This is a genomic window from Paenalcaligenes suwonensis (genome assembly GCF_011290505.1).
Taxonomy (GTDB): domain Bacteria; phylum Pseudomonadota; class Gammaproteobacteria; order Burkholderiales; family Burkholderiaceae_B; genus Paenalcaligenes; species Paenalcaligenes suwonensis.
The window spans coordinates 1-19,831 of record NZ_JAANPV010000011.1 but is presented as its reverse complement, the minus strand read 5'-3'; the positions used below and the strand labels follow the sequence as shown (position 1 = coordinate 19,831).

The window sequence follows — 19,831 nt, the reverse complement described above, 5'->3', positions numbered from 1 at the left end:
TAATACCCCACTCATGTCACATTCTCATCCACCAGCTAAACCACTTTCATTTTTTTCGCGACACTTGCACCGCAACCCTTACGCGTGGGTATGCTATGCCATGTTCGTTGGGGTGATGGGGACGGCTTTAGCCAGCCCACTCTACCCGCTGTATCAAGAACTTTGGGGATTACGCACCGGCGATATCACGTTGGTTTATGTGATCTACATGTTCTCGGCGCTGTGTAGCCTGCTGTTTTTAGGCAAGCTAAGTGACCAATACGGTTATATGCCCATTTTGCGTGGCGGTTTGGTGCTAGTAACGGCAGGCTTAGTGCTCTCTGCGGTTGCCCACAGCTTCAGTATTTTTATACTGAGCCGCGTACTCATCGGTTTAGCATCCAGCTTAATTGTGACCTCGGCCTCTATAGGGTTGGCGCAGCTTAGTCCGTCACGTGATTTACAACGCGCAGCCTCCACCACCAGCTTGATGCTCGCTTTTGGCTTTGGGATGGGCCCAGCTATTGGTGGGGTCATTGCACAATTTTTCCCCGCTCCGTTGCGCAGTAGTTATATCCCGTCAATTTTGATGGGCTGTTTGGCTACGTATGCCCTTTTTTCTCTGCGTCACAATACGCCAGAGTCAGCAAGACTCGCAGTAACTCGACGCTTACCGCTGCCTAAAATCGAGCTTCCCAAAGGCGCCTGTCGCCCGCTATTTCTGATTGCTGGCGGTTCTGCTTTTATTGCCTTTGCCATATTTAGTTTGTTTGCCTCTTTAGCCCCCAGCTTTATGCAAAGTATGGTGCCGTGGCATGGCCCCGCTGTCAGCGGTATATCCATTGGCATTATTTTATTTTTGTCGGCCTCGTTCCAGCTTTTACTACGCCATCGCTCACCTAAACAAAATATGCAGCAAGGCATGCTCTTTATTGCCTTTAGCGGGCTGCTCTTGATGGCCAACTTATTTAGTGGCTGGTCGTGGCTGTTTATTGTTAGCGTGTTTATTACGGCATTGGGCCATGGCCTGTGCCTGACCTCGGGCACTGCCACAGTGAGTTTGGTGGCACGCCCGCAGCAACGGGCGGCACTGATGTCTACCTACCTAATTATGGGTTATTTAGGTGCCATTCTGCCCATGTTAGCCATAGGCTATATTGCGGACCATTTCGGTATGCATGCTGCCTTAATCAGCTTCTGTACCACCTTAGCGATACTGGCTATAGGGCTATCGCTATGGGTGAAACCCTGCTTTAAACGCCAGCAGCAAGCCGACGCTTCCAACACAAAAGCCTAAGTTATTGTTCTGGCAGAGGGATATACGCCTCGTTATCCATAGGGGGCAATGCAATGCGTCCACTCTGCCAATCGGCTTTAGCCTGTTCTAAGCGCTCTTTGCTGGACGCCACAAAGTTCCACCACATAAAGCGCTCACCTACCGACTCACCACCTAACAGCATCACACGCGCATCCCCCACCGCACGTACATCAGGATCAGCGCCTACCGCAAACACCAGCATATGGCCTGCCTCGTAGCGATGGCCACCGTACTCAATCACACCTTTGGCCACATAAATAGCACGCTCAGAATACGCAGAAGGCAACGGAATACGCCCACCTGCTTTCACTTGCAGATCCACATAAAACAGTGGCGAGAACACGTCTACGGGGGCCTCACAGCCAAATGCCTTACCCGCAATTAATCGGCCGCTATAGTGTGTATCTTCTAATAAAGGCAATTGGGCCGTATCGAAATGCTGAAAGCTAGGATCACTTTCCTCAAACTCTTTAGGTAGTGCTACCCATGCCTGTATGCCATCTAAGGTGCCACCTGTGGGCCGCATGTCATCAAAACGCTCTGAATGGCTAATGCCCGAACCTGCACTCATCCAGTTTAATTCGCCAGGACGTATTTGCTGCTGCACACCTAGGCTATCCCTATGCGTCATCGTGCCTTCAAATAAATAGGTAACGGTGGCTAAACCTGTATGGGGGTGTGGCAATACGTCTGCATCAGTTGTAATAGGTGCAGCAAAATGTTGCGGCCCCATCCTATCAAAGAAAATGAAAGGTCCTACCATTCTACGTTTGCGAAATGGCAATACTCTGCCTACGTCGAATGCCCCTATATTATGTAACCGAGTTTCAATTACCATCTCAAGCATAAAAACATCCTCGCGCAATACGCTAAAATCTATTTATAGCAATTTACTGTACTTTTAGTGGGATTTCTCATATGTTAGGTGGTTTTTTTGATTTCACTATCGTTTTAGTCATTTTGGCGGTAGTCGTAATAGGCGCTGGCGTCAAAGTCGTACCCCAAGGTAGACAATGGACGTTAGAGCGCTTTGGCCGCTACACCCGTACGCTTAGCCCGGGCCTGAACTTCATTGTGCCTTTCATTGATCGCATTGGTACCAAGCTTTCCGTTATGGAATCGGTATTAGATGTTCCAACTCAAAACGTGATTTCTCGCGATAACGTTTCCATTAGCGCAGACGGCGTGGTGTTTTACCGCATTGATAACGCCGCCCAAGCTGCCTACCAAGTTGATAACCTGCAACGCGCCATCATTAACTTAACCACCACCAACCTGCGTTCTGTACTGGGTTCCATGGAACTGGACCACATGTTGTCCAACCGTGAACAAATCAACGAACGCCTGTTGTCGGCAGTAGATTCCGCTACCGCACCGTGGGGAGTAAAAGTCACACGTATTGAAATCCGCGATTTGGCCATGTCGCCAGAGCTGCAAGAAGCCATGAACCTGCAAATGACGGCAGAGCGTCATCGCCGCGCTCAGGTTACCAAAGCGAATGGTCAACGCGAAGCCGAAATTCTGCAGGCTGAAGGTGAAAAGCAAGCCGCTGTATTGCGTGCCCAAGGTGAACGTGAATCCGCCATTCTGATTGCCGAAGCGCGCGAACGCCAAGCCGAAGCCGAGGCTAAGGCCACACGCGATGTGTCTGCTGCTATCGCCGACGGTAATTTGCACGCTGTGCAATACTTCTTGGGCTTAAAATACGTGGAAGCACTGCAAAGTATTGGTAGTGCAGAGAACAGCAAATTGGTCATGATGCCACTAGAAGCAACGGGCGTAACCGGTGCGGTAGCAGGCATTGGTGAACTACTTAAAAACCTGTCCACCAACACCCCCACTAAATCCTAAGTAAAGGCCCAAACATGTTCGCTAGCCCCTGGTCGTGGTTTATTATCGGCTGCCTATTAATGGCTCTGGAAGCACTCATTCCTGGGGTATTTATTCTATGGATAGGCGTTGCAGCCATTGTTGTAGGCCTATTCGTCAGCGCATGGCCAGAAGCCCCCTTAGGCATACAGTTTGTCATCTTGGCTGTAGCCATTGGGTTGTCGCTATGGGCAGGCTTAACACTGCATCGCAAACGTAAGTTAAGCTCTGAACAAAGCTCATTAAATAGCGGCCTGCAAAGCTATATAGGTAGCCACGCCACAGCCATCACCACCTTCAACCATGGTCAAGGCCGTGTGCGCCTAGACGACAGCTTCTACAGCGCATTGTGTTCTGCTGCCGTTACCGAAGGTGATGCGGTACGTGTTGTGGGCTTTGAGGGGTCTACCCTGATTGTAGAGCCGGCATAACCCTGCACCTACGTACAGCCCATACAAAAACGCCCGATGGTATTCATCGGGCGTTTTTCATTACCATCGCGCCAGCATGTGCTAGTACTAGGCTATTTACAGCGTAATTTTTGTACCCAGCAGCTTAAGAAATTGTGCCAACCATTCTGGATGTGCTGGCCACGCTGGTGCCGTCACCAAGTTGCCTTCGGTAATCGCTGCATTCACCGCAATATCAGCATAACGCCCACCAGCAAGCTCTACATCAGGCCTACACGCCGGGTACGCAGAACATGTGCGACCATTCAACACCTTAGCGGCTGCTAACAGTTGCGCACCGTGACACACTGCTGCCACGGGTTTGTTCTCCACAAAAAAGTGCTGCACGATGGCGATCACTTGTGGGTTTAAGCGCAAATACTCGGGCCCCCTACCGCCGGGGATCACCAACGCATCGTAATCAGCGGCTTGTACCGCATCGAAATCGGCATTGAGTACAAAATTATGGCCACGCTTTTCTGAGTAGGTTTGCTCACCTTCGAAATCATGAATGGCTGTGGCGATGCTTTCACCCTTTTTCTTGCCAGGGCAAACCGCATCCACTCTATGCCCTACAGCTTGCAATGTTTGAAACGGCACCATCGTTTCATAGTCTTCACAATAATCCCCGCACAACATCAGTATTTTTTTAGCCATTGCTGCACTCCTTTAGTGAAAAACACGCAAATCATTACTTTTTAAACGTTTATATCGTAACAAAAAGCAATTCACGAAATTACGAGAAAACATCACAAAGCCATATAAACACTAGCTTTAAGACCATCATATAGCTGTTTTAGCTTACTGACCATTTTCATTTATAAAAACTTAAAGAGATTTATACCTTGACGCTATAACCAATACTCCCATAATGAAATCAAGCACTGTAGCTTTCAGGTTTTCTGTGGTGGTCTCCTCCTCTTAACCAGCCTGCGGGCTGGTTTTTTTATTGCGTAACGCCAGTCTCTTGCTATGGATTCGCAGGCTACAATACCCCTACTCTTTGTTTGTGTAGGTGTAGCATGAGCTTTCAGGGCCTTTCTCGTAACCAATACCCCTCTATCACATCACTGCAATGTTTTGAGGCGGCCGCTAGACACCTTAGTTTTACCCATGCTGCCAAAGAGCTGCACCTTACCCAAAGCGCTGTCAGCAAACAAGTAGCGCTATTAGAAGATACCCTCCAAACCCCACTATTCAGACGGTTACGCAAACGCTTGAGCCTATCGCCTGCAGGACAACTGTACCTAGAGCAAGCGCGCAAAATCCTGCTGAACATAGAGCAATCCACCTTGCAGATGTTGGCCTACGACCATGAGCGTGAGGTGCTCAGTATTGCTGCCCACCCCAGTTTGGGTGCGCATTGGCTCATTCCCCTGCTCAAACATTTCCATGACCTGCACCCGCATATACAAATTGATATGCATGATTCATTGCAGCCTTTTAGTTTGGCGCAAAAAAGTATTGATGTAGCCTTTTTATTTGGGCATGGAAATTGGGAAAATTTGGAATGTGTGAAGCTTTTTGAAGAAGGCATGATTCCCGTTTGCCAACCCGGCTTGTTGGGCAATAAAACCATACGCCATGCCTCGCAATTAGCCCATTTTGGCTTAATACAATGCCACTCTAGACCCAATGCATGGGAACGCTATTTTTCTGACCAAAACGACCCTATTGATCACAGTTACCATGGCCCACGTTTTGCCACATGGTCGGCCTGTATACAGGCTGCACTTGCTGGCTACGGCATTGCCTTAGTCCCTAAGTTTCTGGCGGCCGATGCCTTACAACGCCAGCTATTGATCTGTCCGTGGGAGTATGAGCTACCCAGCTTAGGGGCGTATTATGTCGCCTACGAGGCACACACCGCTGACGAACCACGCATACGTCAGTTAATACAGTGGCTCACCCAACACTTAGAACTAGAGGATCAGGAAAAAAAGGAATAACACCCACCCTTTTTTTCGTTTGCTGCACTGCATGATTTTTGCTGTGATACAAGCTCGCATTCAAAAAAAGAATACCGAGACAACATCACAAAGGATTTCCCATGCAAACCAGTGCGCATATCAGCCCTGCCCTGTCTATTGTTCACCCCATCACGCTAACCTCTGGTAAGAATGCCCGTGTGTGGGATAGCGAAGGACGTGAATACATAGATTTTATCGGCGGCATTGGCGTGCTGAACCTGGGCCACTGCAACCCAGCAGTAGTACAAGCCATTATTGATCAAGCCCAGCGCATGACGCACTCGGCATTTAACGCTATCCCTCACCAGCCATACAGCGAACTGATGGATGCACTTGCCGCTTTCATACCCAGCAAAGAACCGTTTTTGGGCATGCTTACCAACTGCGGCGCTGAAGCCACTGAAAACGCGCTAAAGATTGCCCGGTTTAACACCCAACGCAGCGCCGTCATAGCGTTTGATGGTGCTTTTCATGGCCGCACCTTAGCCGCACTGAACCTAAACGGCAAAGTTAGCCCTTATAAAAAGGGCTTGGGTGCCTTACCAGGGCCGGTCTATCACATCCCTTACCCAAGCCCTGACAGCAACGTTGACAACGCCACAGCCATTGCCGCTTTACAGCGTTTAATCAAAGTGGAACTAGACGTTAACGACATTGCCTGCATTATTGCCGAACCCGTACAAGGCGACGGCGGCTTCCAATCACTAGATCCTGAGTTTGCCCGTTACCTACGCCAGTTCTGTGATGAGCACGGTATTTTGCTGGTCTGGGACGAAGTGCAATCAGGCTTTGGGCGTACAGGAAAACGCTTTGCGTTTGAACAACTGGGTGTAGAACCAGACCTGCTACTGCTGGGTAAAAGTATTGCTGGTGGCCTACCCTTAGGTGCTGTCATGGGCCGTTCTGTGCTGTTTCAAAGCATGCCTTCCGGCAGCTTGGGTGGAACGTACTCTGGTAATGCGGTCGCCTGCGCCGCCGCCTTGCAGATCATTCAACAACTAGCCAACGACGAACAATTACAGCTCTGGGCCAGCACCTACGAAAATCTCGTACTGGAACACTACCAGCGCTGGGAAGCCCAAAAACTGCCCGTTATTAAACGCCTAACCGGTATAGGCACCATGCGCGGTATTGAGCTACGCAATCCACAAGGCGGTCCTGGCACACAAGAGCTTGCCAAGGTGCTGCAACGTGCCCGCGAGCGCGGTCTGCTGTTAATGCCTAGCGGCGAGTATCGCCATGTGATTCGCTTACTGGCACCGCTCACCGTTGAGCCCGATGTGCTGGATCAAGGCCTGTGCATTCTGGGCGAATGCTTAGCCGAATGTTACTGATTTTTTATTTTGATTATGCCGTCATCACGCAAAGGAGTAGCCTGCATGACATCCACTAATTTTGTAAGTCCTAGCCAGATACGTGCGCAGTTTTCTGCCGCCATGTCTGCCATGTACAAAGACGAAGTACCGTTGTACGGCACGCTGATGGAAATGGTTGCAGACATCAATCAAGCCACCCTGCAAGCCGATCAAGCTCTGTATCACAACCTGCAGCAAGCACAAGAACTTGAGCGTTTAGATGAAGAGCGCCACGGCGCCATACGCGTAGGCACCCCCGAAGAACTGCACACCATCGGCCGTTTATTTGCTGTCATGGGGATGCACCCCGTTGGCTACTACGACTTAAGCCCTGCGGGTGTACCCGTGCACTCCACCGCTTTTCGTGCCCTGCACGAAGATGAGTTACGTGTCAGCCCCTTTAGAGTCTTCACCTCACTGTTGCGCTTAGAACTGATTGAAGACCCAGAACTGCGTGAGGAAGCGCGTAGCATTCTGGCGAAGCGCCAGATTTTCAGCCCTGAAGCCCTACGCTTAATTGCGCAATGCGAAGCGGATGGCGGCCTAACCGAAGAGGATGCGACCCGCTTTGTAGCAGAGGCACTTAAAACCTTTAGTTGGCACGGTGAATCTACCGTGTCGAGCTCGCAATATAAAGACCTGCACGACCAACACCGACTGATCGCCGATGTGGTGGCATTTAAAGGCCCACACATCAACCACCTAACACCGCGCACATTGAATATTGATTCCGTGCAAAGCGCCATGCCCAAATATGGCATTACGCCTAAAGCCGTCATTGAAGGCCCGCCTACACGCAAACACCCTATTTTGCTGCGCCAAACCAGCTTTAAAGCACTGAATGAACCCGTGCGTTTTGCCGACCAGCAAAACGGCGCACAAGGTAGCCACACAGCACGTTTTGGAGAAATTGAACAACGCGGTGCTGCCGTTACACAAAAAGGCCGTGAGCTGTACGATCAACTGCTTAACGCTGCCCGCGCGGACTTAGGCGAAGCCCCAGCAGAGCACAACGCCAGCACGTACACACAATTGATGAACAAACACTTTGAACAATTCCCCGACACCTTGGAGCAACTGTTCAAAAACGACTTGGTGTACTTCAATTACCTGCCCACCAGCCAAGGCTTGGCCAAAGCCGGCAGTTTCGCGGCCCAAACATCACTGGAAACGCTAATTGAAAATGGCGACGTAAGCTTGTCCCCCATTGTTTACGAGGACTTTCTGCCAGTGAGTGCGGCGGGAATTTTTCAGTCCAACTTGGGTGATGGCGGCAACAGCAGCTATACACAGTTGTCCAACCAAGAGATCTTTGAATCGCAATTAGGACAAGCGGTCATTGATGAGCAGCAACTCTATGCACAAACAGCAAAGCGCTCGTTAGCACACTGCCTGCAAGCCTTAGGCGTCGCTGCCTAAGCCTGCCACGAGGGCTAGCGTCATCCAGCTAGCCCTCGCTGTAAAACCACCGCCATATGTTTGCTATTTCTGCTAGCATTATCAAGACGTGCTGCCCTTTAGCACCCTTGTACAGTGTAAAGAACTATGGCCGCTACCACCCTCGCCGAACTAGAACAAATACGTGCCGACTGCCGCAAGTTAGTCAGTCAACGCGCATTGATCTCAGCAGCGGCAGCCGTCGTTCCCATCCCCGGCTTAGACGTCAGCACTGACGTCGCCCTGCTTCTGCAAATACTGCCCCAAATCAATGAGAAATTCGGGCTCAGCGCACAACAAGTAGAAGAACTCAGCCCCGAACTAAAAAAAATCATGGTGGTAGGCGGTGCTAACTTCAGCATAGGCTTACTGGGAAAAGTCATTACTCCGCAACGCGTACTTAGCCTACTCAAAAGCATGGGCATGAAAAGCCTAGCCACCAAATACGGCGGCAAGTACATTCCTGTACTAGGTTCGGTGGCGGCCTCGGGCTTAAGCTATGTAATCTTGCGCCGAGTCGGGCACAAACACATCGACGAATGTTTCCACATTGCCAGTCAACTGCTGGCCCACCAACAAAGCACGGTCACACCACGCGGTGAAGTCATTGATGTGGAAGCCAAGGTCAAGTCTATAGACTAATGTCAAACCACTGGTTACTTCCAACTTGACAATTCAGAAACAGTGGATATCTTTGCAAGTCAGCGCATAAAAAGGCAGAAAATAGCTAGTCTTTACTTATGCTTAACGCTACTTTGCACGCAAAAATCGTTCGCATTCAGAATCGTCTTAATCACTTTTAGAAAACTGCTAATTTCTGTTTAAAATAAAAACAACCTATTGATTTTAAACAGATTTAAAAATTCTTTGATTTGAAGCAAAGCAGCAACAAAAATATTGTGACCAAGTATTCACATCGCACAGAACGATTTTCAACAACCCATAAAAGTCAAGCGTAAAGATATCCCCAAAATCTGTGCATAACTTTGGGGACAACTTAATAAGAAACCACGCAGAGACGCATCAATCATACAAAGAAGGTTCTTTGGTCAGTAATTGCCTGCCTAGCCAGTGGTCACAAAAAAAATTGCTACAACGTTATAGCCAACCCGCTTTTTTGAACTTGTAATACAGGAACCCGCACAAACTTCCTATGCCTGTGAGTACCATGGGGTAACCAAAACTCCATTCCAGCTCCGGCATAAACTTAAAGTTCATCCCATAAATACCGGCAATCGCTGTAGGCACAGCCAAAATAGCCGCCCATGCGGCCAACTTGCGTCCGGTGTCGGTTTGCTTCATTTGTTCAAGCATTTGCCCGCCCTCAAACGCAAAGGCTAGCGCATCACGCAGCGCATGAATCAACTCCGTCACACGCAGGGCCCTGTCGGATACCTCGGCAAAATACGCCTGATTAGCCGTTTCAATAAACGCCGTATCTAACCTGGCCATACGCCTACAAATCTCGGCCAATGGCGCAATAGCCATCTCAATACGCAGTAAATCGCGACGCAAACGGTAAATGCCTTGCACATCACTACGCTGAAAGCCATGCAACAACAGACGCTGCTCCATTGCCTCCACGGCAACCTCCAGCACATCTAACGATTGCACATAGTGATCAATCACCAAGTCCAACCACTCAAAGGCCAAATAGTCACTACCACGCCGGGCCGCCCGCGATAACGACGACAAGCGCTGATGCAACCCTTCATGCTGAAGATCCTGCCCCTTACTGACCGTGATCAATACATTGCGCCCAATCACCAACTGCACCTCAGCGAACTGAGGGCGCTTGCCCTTCAACGCAACCGTAATCACCGCCATAAAACCCACATCTTCCAGGCTAATAAGCTTGGGACGTCGATGGCGCTCCTGCATACTTTGCTGCACATACTCTGAAATGCATAAGTCCGTACACACCTGCTGAATTTCGGCCTCTTCGGGGTCAGACAGCATCACCCACAACACATCCTCCTCGGTGCGCGACAGCGAGCCTAGAGCCCCTACATCCTCATGCTGATATGCGCCCTGAGCGGTATATAAATACGCGCGACTACGGTTATTTACAGGTGTCGCGCTAGACTGGGTTGGTGCTTCCATAATTATCCTTTTTTGCTGCCCACACACGCCCCTCACCTTAGCACTGAAGGCAGTCATCTTATACAGGGAAAACGACGTTTTTTTTGATTGTTCAGCTTACTAGGCAAACCGACCTTCTTTATGTCATAATTGCATTCTTGTGAAGGTCGTGGGCCTATAGCTCAGTTGGTTAGAGCAGCGGACTCATAATCCGTTGGTCGCTGGTTCAAGTCCAGCTGGGCCCACCATAAACCTAAGCAATATCAAGACATTAGAGCAACCCTGCACGGTTGCTCTTTTTCTTTTCCAGCTTGCTGTGCCCAAAATGTGACCGAACTTGCGTGATGGGCCAAATGCGAAGGTGCTAAATGCGCATACCTTTGCACCATTTCCAGCGTCTCCCATCCGCCTAATTCCTTCAAAACCATCAAAGGCGTTCCAGACTGAGCGTGCCAGCTTGCCCAAGTGTGGCGCAGATCGTGAAACCTGAAGTCCTCAATCCCCACTTTTGCGCATGCTCGCTTAAAGTCTCTAGCATCTGTCTGAAATATCTTGATGATTTCGCCATCCTTTCTCTGGGGTGGTCGCTCAAAGACATAGGTCGTTGCGGTTTTAATACGTCGCTCTATTACTGCTAGAGCATCTGCATTAAGTGGCACCGCCCTGGCATAACCTGATTTAGCATTCTCCGCCCTCACCCATGCTGTTGATTGTTGAAGATCAACATCCATAGGTAGCAGGCTTAGAAGCTCATCCTCACGCATGCCAGTGGCTACCGCAACAAGGCACACATCACGCATCCACGGTAGGTGCAGAGCATTAATCAAAGCACTGATAACATTCTGCCGTTCCCACCGCACCCGCTTAGATGGTTCGTCATAGCGCTCCATGTGCGGCGTCTTAGCAATCCATCCCCACTGATTGGCCAGATTTAAAATCCGGCGCATGGTAGATAGATAGCGGTTCTTAGAAGCCGCACTTAACGGGGTTGGTTTGCGGTGTGCGTGTGTCGAATGCGTAGGCAACGCCTGCACAATCATTCCGCCGGTTAAAGATCGTAAGGGCGTATCGCCGCCTAGAGCATCACGCCAGTACTTAACGTGCCGAAGCTTGGTTTCGTAATCACTCTGCCCTTCTGACAGTTTCAGCATTTCTAGTGCTGCCTGGTCAAAAGTACGGATTTCCTCACCAAGCATATCGGCTCGCCAATACTCCGCCTTTAAGCGGTCGTGGTACTCCTGCGCGGCCTTCTTGACCCTTGTCCCAGTAGATCGTCTAATTCTTTCGCCGCTCGGCGAGCGGAAGTCGATCCACCAGATACCATTGCGCTGTTTAATTGACATGTAGTTTTCTCCGTGTCAGTTTGCAGCGCCAGCCGCATAACGTTGTATCGCGGTTGGCTTAACTCTGCAAGTCGGGAAGGCATGACCCTCCACACTCGCCCGTCTGGAAGCTGGAAGCCGATCTTGTGCCTTTTGGCAAACACCGTCTGGTACGACACGCCCAATCGCTTCGCTGCTTCTTTAAGTGAAATGGCGTTTTCTGACATATTCGCTCCAATAAAAAACCCCGCAACTGCGGGGTATCGATCAGCATCTGTAATTACTGCCACTCAAGATCTGTGGTTTGATTAAAATACACGCTTATCTATAGACAATATCAGCTACTATTCCCATATCAACAACCAACTAGAAAAACAGAATGAAAGAAAAACTCATCAAAGCAGCTTTCATGTCAACCCCTCTTGGTTTATTAAACACGCTGGCAGATTATGTTGCAGGATCAACGCCAACAAAAGGTGACCTAGAAAGAAAAACCATAGACGATTTAAAAGAACTAGCCATGAGGCAAGGAATCGAAATGGAAATGACTAAAGATCGAGCCAAGGTTGCACAAGAATTGGCCATCGCCGAAAGAATCCAAGTAGCTGAAGAGGTAGATATTGAAGAATATTATGATGTTTCTGCTAAAGGAGGGGTTGGTTTAGAGGCCTCTGAAAACAGCCTCAATTTTGGCCTGTCTGGATCAGGAACAAAAGTATCTAAAAGGATATACAAATTCAGAGGATTTAGAGACTTTTATAGTGAGTCTAACGCTTCAGAGGAACCCTAAGCATAATTTTCCTCAACACATTAAACACTGTTCTTACGGTCGGGTTTGCTGTGTAGGCTCATGAGTTGAGTCGCCATGTTTTGTATAGCTGTCATGTAAATAGCTCCTATGCCTGCATGCGCATGGCTTGTTGTTCTGAGTAGTTGGCTTGAACGAGCGCGTGCGCGAGAGGTGGGCATACGCTGTTGCCGCACATGCGTACTTGGGCTGTCTTGGTTAGTGGTGAACCGTCTAGCTTGCGGTCGATGATGTAGCTTTCGGGGAAGCCTTGGGCGCGGTACAGCTCGCGTGGGGACAGCATGCGTAGACCGATATCAACGATCTGGTAGTCGATGCCGTGGACAGTAACGAGGCCGAAGCGGTCGCGTGTTGGGACTGTGTGCAGTGGCTCATTCAGGCTTTGGCCGTCTTGATCGTTGCCGTAATATTTGACCAAGAAAGAGCGCACTTCACCAACGTGGGTGCCGCCGGCTGTAAGCGTTGGCATGGGTTCATCCACGCTTTGGCCAAACTGGTTATTACGCAGTTGCAGCAAGTGGCTAGTAACTAAAGCTGCAGGTGCACCACTAGCCGTTACGGTATTGAGCGGCTGCTCAATGTCTCGTATGCCGTGGCTGAAACGCTTAGTACCGCACTTGCCTTCACCGTGACCAAGATGCACAAGGTTTGCGGTCACAAGGCTGTGGTGGTCAACGCTAGTCACGGTACCTAGCGGGTCGTTGAGGTCGCTGCCAACTACGCCGGTGTAATGCTTTGCCATGAACGCCATCACAAGCGCGTGCTTTTGTGAGCCAACGACAGTGCCGAGCGGCTTATCTAGACCTGGTACCCGTGGCGCTTGTCCGGGGCGTTCACCGTAGCCGGTTTGGATTAGCGTTGGTACCACGATGGCGTGGTGGCCACCCTTTGGGTTAGCGGTAACCGTGGATAACGGCTCGTCTACTGGACGGATGCTTTCACCAGACCAGTTTGCAATGCTCACAATAAACGGGTTTGCTGATTCCACTACGTAGCGCATGATGCCTTTAGCTATACGCCGGCAGGTAGCGTCAGCAAGGGGGCGCTTGCGTTCAAATATGGACGGGCAGGGTATAGACCAGTCAATGATGTCGGATACTGGTAGCCATTTCTTTTGCCCCTTCTCTGGTTTTTGGTAATGGGTTTGCTCAGGCCATACGATAGGCAGGCCATCACACCTAGCCACCATAAAGAAGCGTTTGCGGATTGTAGGCGTGCCGTAGTCGCTGGCGCGTAGTTCCTTGTATTCGAGGCGGTACCCAAGTTGGCGCAGCTGCTCTTTCCAAAGCTGGAACGTTTGCCCCTTACGCTCTGGGCAAGGCATACCGTCATCAGTGAGCGGCCCCCACGTCTGAAACTCTTCCACGTTCTCCAGAATAATCACACGGGGGCGCACAGCCTTTGCCCACTTCACTACCACCCATGCAAGGCCACGTATGCGCTTTGATACTGGCTTGCCACCTTTAGCTTTACTGAAATGCTTACAGTCAGGGCTTGCCCATAGCAATCCAACAGGCCTGCCGCGTGTAGCCATAAGCGGATTGATCTCAAAAACATCACTTACTAGGTGCTGCGTTTGTGGGTGGTTCACTTCGTGCAGTGCGATGGCTTCGGGATCGTGGTTGACGGCAATATCTACTGCGCGACCTATGGCTTGTTCAATACCGGTACTGGCACCACCGCCACCGGCAAACAGGTCTACAACCAGCTCGTGATGAACCGGTAACAACAATTGGGGTGTCAGCATGGGAATCTCTAAGAGAAAGCAACAGCGAGTGCTATTGCGTAGTGTTGGGGCGCAAAAAGAAACGCACTAAGCTAAACTAGGTGCGTCTATGGGATGGAGGGGATATGGGAAATAGAAAACGCAGAAAAGGCTTTACTCGCGCCTGTCTGCACGCTTGTGTTTTATGGAGAAACATGAGATCAGAGTTAGTAGCACTACGAGAGGCATCCGTCAGAACTCTAAAAGACTGGAGACGCCAACCATTAACCAATCTAACAGCAGCAGTCGTAGCAGCAATACTTAGCTGGTGGTTGATTGATCTCTATTACTCATACCCGATTAAGGATCGAGGCCAATTAGCCGCATGGGTTCAGGCGATAGGATCTGTTTTAGCAATCATAGCAGCCACAATAATTGCAAACTATCAGGTAAAGAAACAGTTCCATCTCCAAGAAGAGTTAATAGAAAAAAAAAGAAACTCCTCTATAGAGCTATGCGAGCATATCTATGAAACAATTAAATGTCTAGATACTCACTTTAACCCTAAAGACTTTTTCTATGCAAAGGGTGCATTAGAGGTGATAGAAGTTTGCGAAATTTATTTAAAAAAAATCCCAATACACGAACCACCATATAATGAAAACCTAAAACCAATTGGTCAAATCTTACTCGATCTTAGCTCTATAAAAATGCATTTAGAATCATTTAAAAGAAGTACAGATCATCGTTTTATACCAAATACATATGCGAACGAAATTCGTGTAATTCTGAAAAAATACAAAGATAAATATAATACAAAACAATGATTCTAGTTTTCCTGCCCCGGCCATGGATAGTCACGACCGGGCTTTTGTTTTTTCTGACGAGAACGTTTGCTCATAGCTAGCCCTCAATCGGTAGTCCCAAACTGCCCTGCTTTTCTTCGGCTGGTTTCACACTGATAGTGATTTCATTACCGAGCAGTTCAGTCAACTTCGATACCTGGTCACTTGTGGGGTTGCATTTGATAACGAAGGACATTGACACACTACCGCCTTCTAATAAGCCCGCCTTAAAGCCGTTGATATTCGTGGTCTCTAGATGAATATCTGAGGAACCGCCAAGGCCATACTTGATTACAACCTCAGCTCCTTTCAAGTCATACTCAATATCAAACCCTTTAATTAAGCCGCCAAATACACGTATGCTAGGCTCTGGCTCCTGACCTTCGAGACTAGCCTGTTGTGGGTTTTCGTCTTTCATATAAAAGGCAAAACGTAGTCGCGGGTGAAACTCTGACAAGATGCCGCTGCTCTCTACAAAAACAATCTTTAGGTCAGCACCAACCACTGTTTCACCACCATGAGTCTCGCTACGGACGTTAATGTGAGACAGCTTTGCAGTCTGCTCTATAAGCTCAAACAGGGATTGCATGTTAATTTTCTCCGGATCAAATGAGGGGGATAAGCAGGCTGTGGCAAGGTGGTTGTGGTTGCCTGCTTAGCCGTTTACATTTCTACAGCTAGGCCTTCGCTAAGGGCTTGTAGGTCCATGTCCAGCAACCATTCAATAACCTTGCTGTCATGCACGCGGAAAGCTAATGCCAGGGCATCTACTATCTGGCGGTCGCTTGGGCGCATTTGATTGACTGGCTGCGGTTGCGCGGGGGTCTGCTTGGCTACGGGTTGCTGGGCCGCCTGCGCTACTGGCTGGGCAATGGCTTGCACTGGCTCTACCTGTTTCAGCTTTGCAGCTTCTTCTTGGCGGATGCGTTCACGCTCTTTCTCAAGGCGCTCTTCTTCATCCTTTTGATGCTTTGATACCCGCGCAACGACTGTCGCTTCAAAGTGGTTAGCCGGCATCGTTACTAGGTCAGCCAGATCACGGAACAGAGCTTGATGTGGCTCTGTCACGTTATCGTTGAACCAAGCCAGCTTGCCTTGTATGTCGTCTGCCAACTCGTTGGCTTCGATCTTTGCGCGCGCCAACTCGGTATCGGCAGCATCCTGTAGCGTTGCCACCGTGCGCTTGCCCTTCATAGCCAGTGCCACGTTGCAATCTACGCGCGGCAAACGAACCTCTCCGAGACGCTTATTCAGGGCTTGGATGTGTGCTGTAAAGGCGCTCTCTGCCTTAGTGCGGATATCGTTACGGATGTTTTCTTTCTCAGCCTTAACCAAACGATCAAGCTCAAGGCGTGTAGACCGAAGCTCTGTACTGATATCGCCCAAGGTTCTGAAAAGCTCATCAATAGAAGCTGTCTGGCTAAGTGCGTGAGACTTGGCAGCCTCAATGCGGTCTTCTGCTTCCTTGCACCACTTGACCGCTTTCTCAGCATCTGCAAAATCCTGATCAGTTTCCAACTTGCGGTTGATGCTTTTGATCACATCAATAGCGTGAGCCTTAAACTCCGTCAGGTTGCTTGCGGTAACCTCGCCGCTTACCTCGATGCGCAGGGCTGGTAGGTTATCTGGTGTGCGGCCTACGGCTTCCGGCTTTTGCTCTACGACCTGATAGTTGGTCAGATCCTCACTAAACTGTTTCCAGCCAGCAATTATCTGCTCTGCTCTACCAGCAACCGGTAGGTACTCCATCATGGCGAAGTTGTCTTCTGTGCCATCAGACACTACGAACAAAGCGCGTTCAGCCTTGGAGACTAATAACTGCTGCTCTAGCTGCCAGTAATACTCTGGCGGCAAATCACCAGAACGCACCGCCTCGGCCAGTTCTTCGTTCCACATCTTGTGTTCATAGATGACGTCACCAAGCATGGTGATGCCGTCCAGTGAAGCAAGCAGTCCAGTTTCTTCGTCAACGCCCACCGTTGGGTATAGGTCCTCACCAAGACGACGCTCCAAAATTACACGCGCCTCAGCTTCGTACTGATGCCCCTTATCAAACAGGTTGCGTTGCACCCAGTCGCTGTACTCACGCTCAGAGCTAGTTGCTTTCAGATGCAGCAGCTCGTTACGGCGCATCTTGCTAGACGCACCCATCATTACAGGGGTTTCGCTGGCGGTGTAGTGATTGGCACGCAGAGCATGCCACTCTTCGGTGCCTTGAAGTACGTTATGGATGATCATTGGGCTAACTCCGTTTGTGGGTTTGCAAGAGCCTCGATCTGCTTTCGCTGCTCGTCTGATAGTTGGTACTTGCTTTCGACTTTCGCCATGATGTCTTTTGGCGTAGCACGGCCTGCTTCGATGTAGTCACGCCATGAACTTAGATTGCTAACCAGGTCATCTTGCGGATAATGAGGCAACGCTTGCTGAGCCTGCTCTGTAGACCGCACTTGCTGTGCTGGGCCCATGTGCTTCTCTGTTGGCGTGTCCTCGACCTCTTCTGCAATCGGCATACCGCGCAGCACATCAGGGAACACGTCACGCAACGCAAAGGCTCGCGCACGCATCTGGCGCATACGCTTGGGGTACTGTGACCATGGACCTTGCTTACCAGCCAGCCCCGCCGACTTCGCATCGTCCATGCTGAACGTGCGCATCTGCTCATCTTCACCGCGACGCTTAACGCGGATAGTGGCTGTGCTACCGTCGTCTGTTTCGTAGATGTACTCGCACAATGGAGATCCACGCACCAGACCAATCACAGCATCGCCCCACAATGCAGGGCGGCCGTTAATAACAGCAATAGACTGCATAGCTTGCATAGGCTGCAAACCAAGCTCCATACCCCACTGCACGGCAACCAGGATGTTGCCGGGGTTACCTTGGAAGTCTTTTGGCACGATGCTGGACTTGGCCAACACTTCCGCGAAGCGCATTGCCTCATCTAACGATTGTGGGGTAAGGCTAAAGCTCTGCTTGCCTGTGGTGGCTAACTCATTCATGTCTGTGTCCTTGTGATGGAAGAGATTCGTTTTCGTGGGTTTGAAGGGCTGCATACTCACGCTCATAGTGCGTTTCAGCCCAATACTGGTTGTCTGTGGGCTCTGGCTCTGGCTCCGGTTCTGCTGGCATAAGAGCGCAGGCTAATAGAGCCAGAACTGCAGCAGGCACATGCCACCACCTATCGGGGTATCTATCGGCATCCATACGCCACCTCGTCTAGCCGCTGCTGCGTCATCTGGCCAACTGTGCAGGCTGCTGCATCGCCTATGGATTTCTCCACCTCTTCGCGTAGCCTGATGCGCGCCCCATCGTCAAACAAGGCCGTTAGCAAAGTGGCATCAAGGTTTGGCACATTCTTGTAAAGGTCGTGCATCACCTGATCAGCGATTTCTTCTGCTGGTACGCTTTTGGCTGGGTCTAAGTGATTCCAAGCCATAAAAACGGCCGGGGTATTCCCGGCCAGTGCATCTAAGATTCGCTCGCGTAGACCGTCTATGGCCTTACGCTCTTTTTGTGATTCAGTCACCAGATTCTCCTTCGCCTCTGGCCTTTAGCATGGCATCGGCTATGTCGTAAGCGCACAGCGCCATGTTTTCGATGACAGTTTTTCCATTGTGAGGAGTCCAGTCGTTATCACGCCAGCTTGCTGCCTCACCACTGGTTAGAGCAGCAATAGCGAACTGATCCCTCAGGGCTTTGTATTTGTCAGGCATTGGATGCTCCCACCTGTTTTTGGACGGTTTCCGCTCTTTGATGTGCGCCTGTTTGTGCTGGTAGCGTCTGGTGCTGCGACCAATCCATAAGCATTCGTTGCATAGCATTAGCCAGCTCAACAGGCGCTTTATCCGTGTAATGCTCGACAGTCATCCCGTCAGGCATTTCGACGTACAGCTTTATCAATGTTTTGTGCATGATGATTCCTAGTGCGCCTCAGCGCTGGATAGTAAATAGCCAGCACCGTGCGGAGCCGCTGTAATAGAGGCTCTGGCTGTGCTGTTAAGGGAGTGTCCCCAGCGTTATCAACAGATCGTGGGGATAGGGTTCTAAGTAGATCTATGCTGATCTATATGTGTATTTGGTCCCCTCATAGATGAAGGGACCATGTGGCAAGGTGTTGTTTTATATGGGACATCGGAAAAGCGATATCCGGTATGGGTTGATGGCGCTGGCTGCAAATTCCAGCTTCTCGATTCGCGGCCTAAACATCGAGCGCTTGTTTGATGTGCCGACTCTCACGGCATCATTATCCGCATCAACATCACGGCGCTTTGCCTGCGCTTACTGCTTGCCATCAAGTGAGTGCTGATCGAAGCAAGCGGGATTTAGACACCTTCCAGCTCGGCACCCGCACACTCGGCGCTACCCGATCTTGTCTATTCCGCCCCTTCTAGCTTTTCAGGGGACCGTAGAGGCTGGCTATCGCTTGTCAGCACTCACTTGATAGCCCCAGACACTTACGCGGTCTGGGTTACGGTAGGGTTAGCCTGAGGATTACCTACTTGCGGTACTTGCCGAGGATTGCCGCAAACTCCAATCTCGCCTCGGTTGATTCTTATCACATAGGCATGCTTGGCGCGACTCAAGCTGTCTAAAGCATTCCACTACGCTTGCCGAAGCAAGAAACAGTATCTATGCCTATGTGATGCCCCTCTTACGAAGGGCGGTGGTTACTGCACGTTTCTTTTTTCTTTC

General features: G+C 50.1%; 20 protein-coding genes and 1 tRNA gene. 10 read left to right on the top strand and 11 right to left on the bottom strand.

Annotation, left to right across the window (positions count from 1 at the left end):
• The first annotated feature begins 13 nt into the window (after nt 1-13).
• A complete protein-coding gene (locus tag GY634_RS15185) occupies nt 14-1,276 on the top strand; it encodes an MFS transporter (RefSeq protein WP_242683724.1) in 1,263 nt (420 codons plus the stop codon).
• A 1-nt stretch (nt 1,277) separates the two neighbouring features.
• Here the strand turns inward: GY634_RS15185 and GY634_RS15180 are convergent, their stop codons facing one another.
• A complete protein-coding gene (locus GY634_RS15180; protein ID WP_166409574.1) occupies nt 1,278-2,144 on the bottom strand; it encodes a pirin family protein in 867 nt (288 codons plus the stop codon).
• A gap of 71 nt (nt 2,145-2,215) precedes the next feature.
• Here GY634_RS15180 and GY634_RS15175 point away from each other — a divergent pair, with 71 nt between their 5' ends.
• Both GY634_RS15175 and GY634_RS15170 read left to right on the top strand, forming a co-directional pair.
• Nucleotides 2,216-3,148, top strand: a complete 933-nt coding sequence (locus tag GY634_RS15175; protein WP_166409573.1) for an SPFH domain-containing protein — start codon at nt 2,216-2,218, stop codon at nt 3,146-3,148.
• Between the two features lie 14 nt (nt 3,149-3,162).
• Entirely contained in the window at nt 3,163-3,597 is a 435-nt protein-coding gene (locus GY634_RS15170; RefSeq protein WP_166409572.1) for an NfeD family protein, read from the top strand.
• 96 nt (nt 3,598-3,693) lie between these two features.
• On the opposite strand, the gene GY634_RS15165 is transcribed toward GY634_RS15170, so the two are convergent.
• Nucleotides 3,694-4,272, bottom strand: a complete 579-nt coding sequence (locus tag GY634_RS15165) for a DJ-1/PfpI family protein (protein ID WP_166409571.1) — start codon at nt 4,270-4,272, stop codon at nt 3,694-3,696.
• A gap of 365 nt (nt 4,273-4,637) precedes the next feature.
• Here GY634_RS15165 and GY634_RS15160 point away from each other — a divergent pair, with 365 nt between their 5' ends.
• The 4 genes from GY634_RS15160 (at nt 4,638) to GY634_RS15145 (ending at nt 9,019) form a co-directional block, all read left to right on the top strand.
• Nucleotides 4,638-5,564, top strand: coding sequence for a LysR substrate-binding domain-containing protein (locus GY634_RS15160; protein WP_166409570.1), 927 nt, complete (start codon nt 4,638-4,640; stop codon nt 5,562-5,564).
• 101 nt (nt 5,565-5,665) lie between these two features.
• Nucleotides 5,666-6,919, top strand: a complete 1,254-nt coding sequence (locus GY634_RS15155; protein ID WP_166409569.1) for a 2-aminoadipate transaminase — start codon at nt 5,666-5,668, stop codon at nt 6,917-6,919.
• A 45-nt stretch (nt 6,920-6,964) separates the two neighbouring features.
• Nucleotides 6,965-8,359: a 2-oxoadipate dioxygenase/decarboxylase HglS gene (hglS, locus tag GY634_RS15150; RefSeq protein ID WP_166409568.1), complete on the top strand. Its 1,395-nt coding sequence runs from the start codon at nt 6,965-6,967 to the stop codon at nt 8,357-8,359.
• 126 nt (nt 8,360-8,485) lie between these two features.
• Nucleotides 8,486-9,019, top strand: coding sequence for a hypothetical protein (locus tag GY634_RS15145; protein ID WP_166409567.1), 534 nt, complete (start codon nt 8,486-8,488; stop codon nt 9,017-9,019).
• A gap of 456 nt (nt 9,020-9,475) precedes the next feature.
• Here GY634_RS15145 and GY634_RS15140 read toward each other — a convergent pair whose 3' ends face one another.
• Entirely contained in the window at nt 9,476-10,480 is a 1,005-nt protein-coding gene (locus GY634_RS15140; protein WP_166409566.1) for a magnesium and cobalt transport protein CorA, read from the bottom strand.
• 150 nt (nt 10,481-10,630) lie between these two features.
• Between GY634_RS15140 and GY634_RS15135 the strand changes: the two genes are divergently transcribed.
• Nucleotides 10,631-10,707, top strand: a tRNA-Ile gene (locus tag GY634_RS15135).
• A 15-nt stretch (nt 10,708-10,722) separates the two neighbouring features.
• Here GY634_RS15135 and GY634_RS15130 read toward each other — a convergent pair.
• A complete protein-coding gene (locus tag GY634_RS15130) occupies nt 10,723-11,802 on the bottom strand; it encodes a tyrosine-type recombinase/integrase (protein WP_166409565.1) in 1,080 nt (359 codons plus the stop codon).
• A gap of 358 nt (nt 11,803-12,160) precedes the next feature.
• Between GY634_RS15130 and GY634_RS15125 the strand changes: the two genes are divergently transcribed.
• On the top strand, nt 12,161-12,571 hold the full coding sequence (locus tag GY634_RS15125; RefSeq protein WP_166409564.1) for a hypothetical protein: 411 nt from the start codon (nt 12,161-12,163) through the stop codon (nt 12,569-12,571).
• Nucleotides 12,572-12,677: 106 nt separating this feature from the next.
• Here GY634_RS15125 and GY634_RS15120 read toward each other — a convergent pair whose 3' ends face one another.
• On the bottom strand, nt 12,678-14,336 hold the full coding sequence (locus GY634_RS15120; RefSeq protein ID WP_166409563.1) for a DNA cytosine methyltransferase: 1,659 nt from the start codon (nt 14,334-14,336) through the stop codon (nt 12,678-12,680).
• A 104-nt stretch (nt 14,337-14,440) separates the two neighbouring features.
• Here GY634_RS15120 and GY634_RS15115 point away from each other — a divergent pair, with 104 nt between their 5' ends.
• Nucleotides 14,441-15,121 carry a hypothetical protein gene (locus GY634_RS15115; protein WP_166409562.1) on the top strand — a complete coding sequence of 227 codons (681 nt, stop codon included), beginning with the start codon at nt 14,441-14,443 and terminating at the stop codon, nt 15,119-15,121.
• A gap of 76 nt (nt 15,122-15,197) precedes the next feature.
• Here GY634_RS15115 and GY634_RS15110 read toward each other — a convergent pair whose 3' ends face one another.
• The 6 genes from GY634_RS15110 to GY634_RS15085 all read right to left on the bottom strand — a co-directional run bounded on the left by GY634_RS15110 (nt 15,198) and on the right by GY634_RS15085 (nt 19,051).
• On the bottom strand, nt 15,198-15,728 hold the full coding sequence (locus GY634_RS15110) for a hypothetical protein (protein ID WP_242683723.1): 531 nt from the start codon (nt 15,726-15,728) through the stop codon (nt 15,198-15,200).
• 74 nt (nt 15,729-15,802) lie between these two features.
• Entirely contained in the window at nt 15,803-17,377 is a 1,575-nt protein-coding gene (locus GY634_RS15105) for a YqaJ viral recombinase family protein (RefSeq protein ID WP_166409561.1), read from the bottom strand.
• Entirely contained in the window at nt 17,374-18,138 is a 765-nt protein-coding gene (locus GY634_RS15100; protein WP_166409560.1) for a hypothetical protein, read from the bottom strand. The genes GY634_RS15105 and GY634_RS15100 overlap by 4 nt, the downstream gene beginning before the upstream one ends.
• 191 nt (nt 18,139-18,329) lie before the next feature.
• Nucleotides 18,330-18,665, bottom strand: coding sequence for a hypothetical protein (locus GY634_RS15095; RefSeq protein ID WP_166409559.1), 336 nt, complete (start codon nt 18,663-18,665; stop codon nt 18,330-18,332).
• On the bottom strand, nt 18,658-18,852 hold the full coding sequence (locus tag GY634_RS15090) for a hypothetical protein (RefSeq protein WP_166409558.1): 195 nt from the start codon (nt 18,850-18,852) through the stop codon (nt 18,658-18,660). Before GY634_RS15090 ends, GY634_RS15095 begins: the two co-directional genes overlap by 8 nt.
• Nucleotides 18,845-19,051: a hypothetical protein gene (locus GY634_RS15085; RefSeq protein ID WP_166409557.1), complete on the bottom strand. Its 207-nt coding sequence runs from the start codon at nt 19,049-19,051 to the stop codon at nt 18,845-18,847. The genes GY634_RS15090 and GY634_RS15085 overlap by 8 nt, the downstream gene beginning before the upstream one ends.
• Between the last annotated feature and the right edge of the window lie 780 nt (nt 19,052-19,831).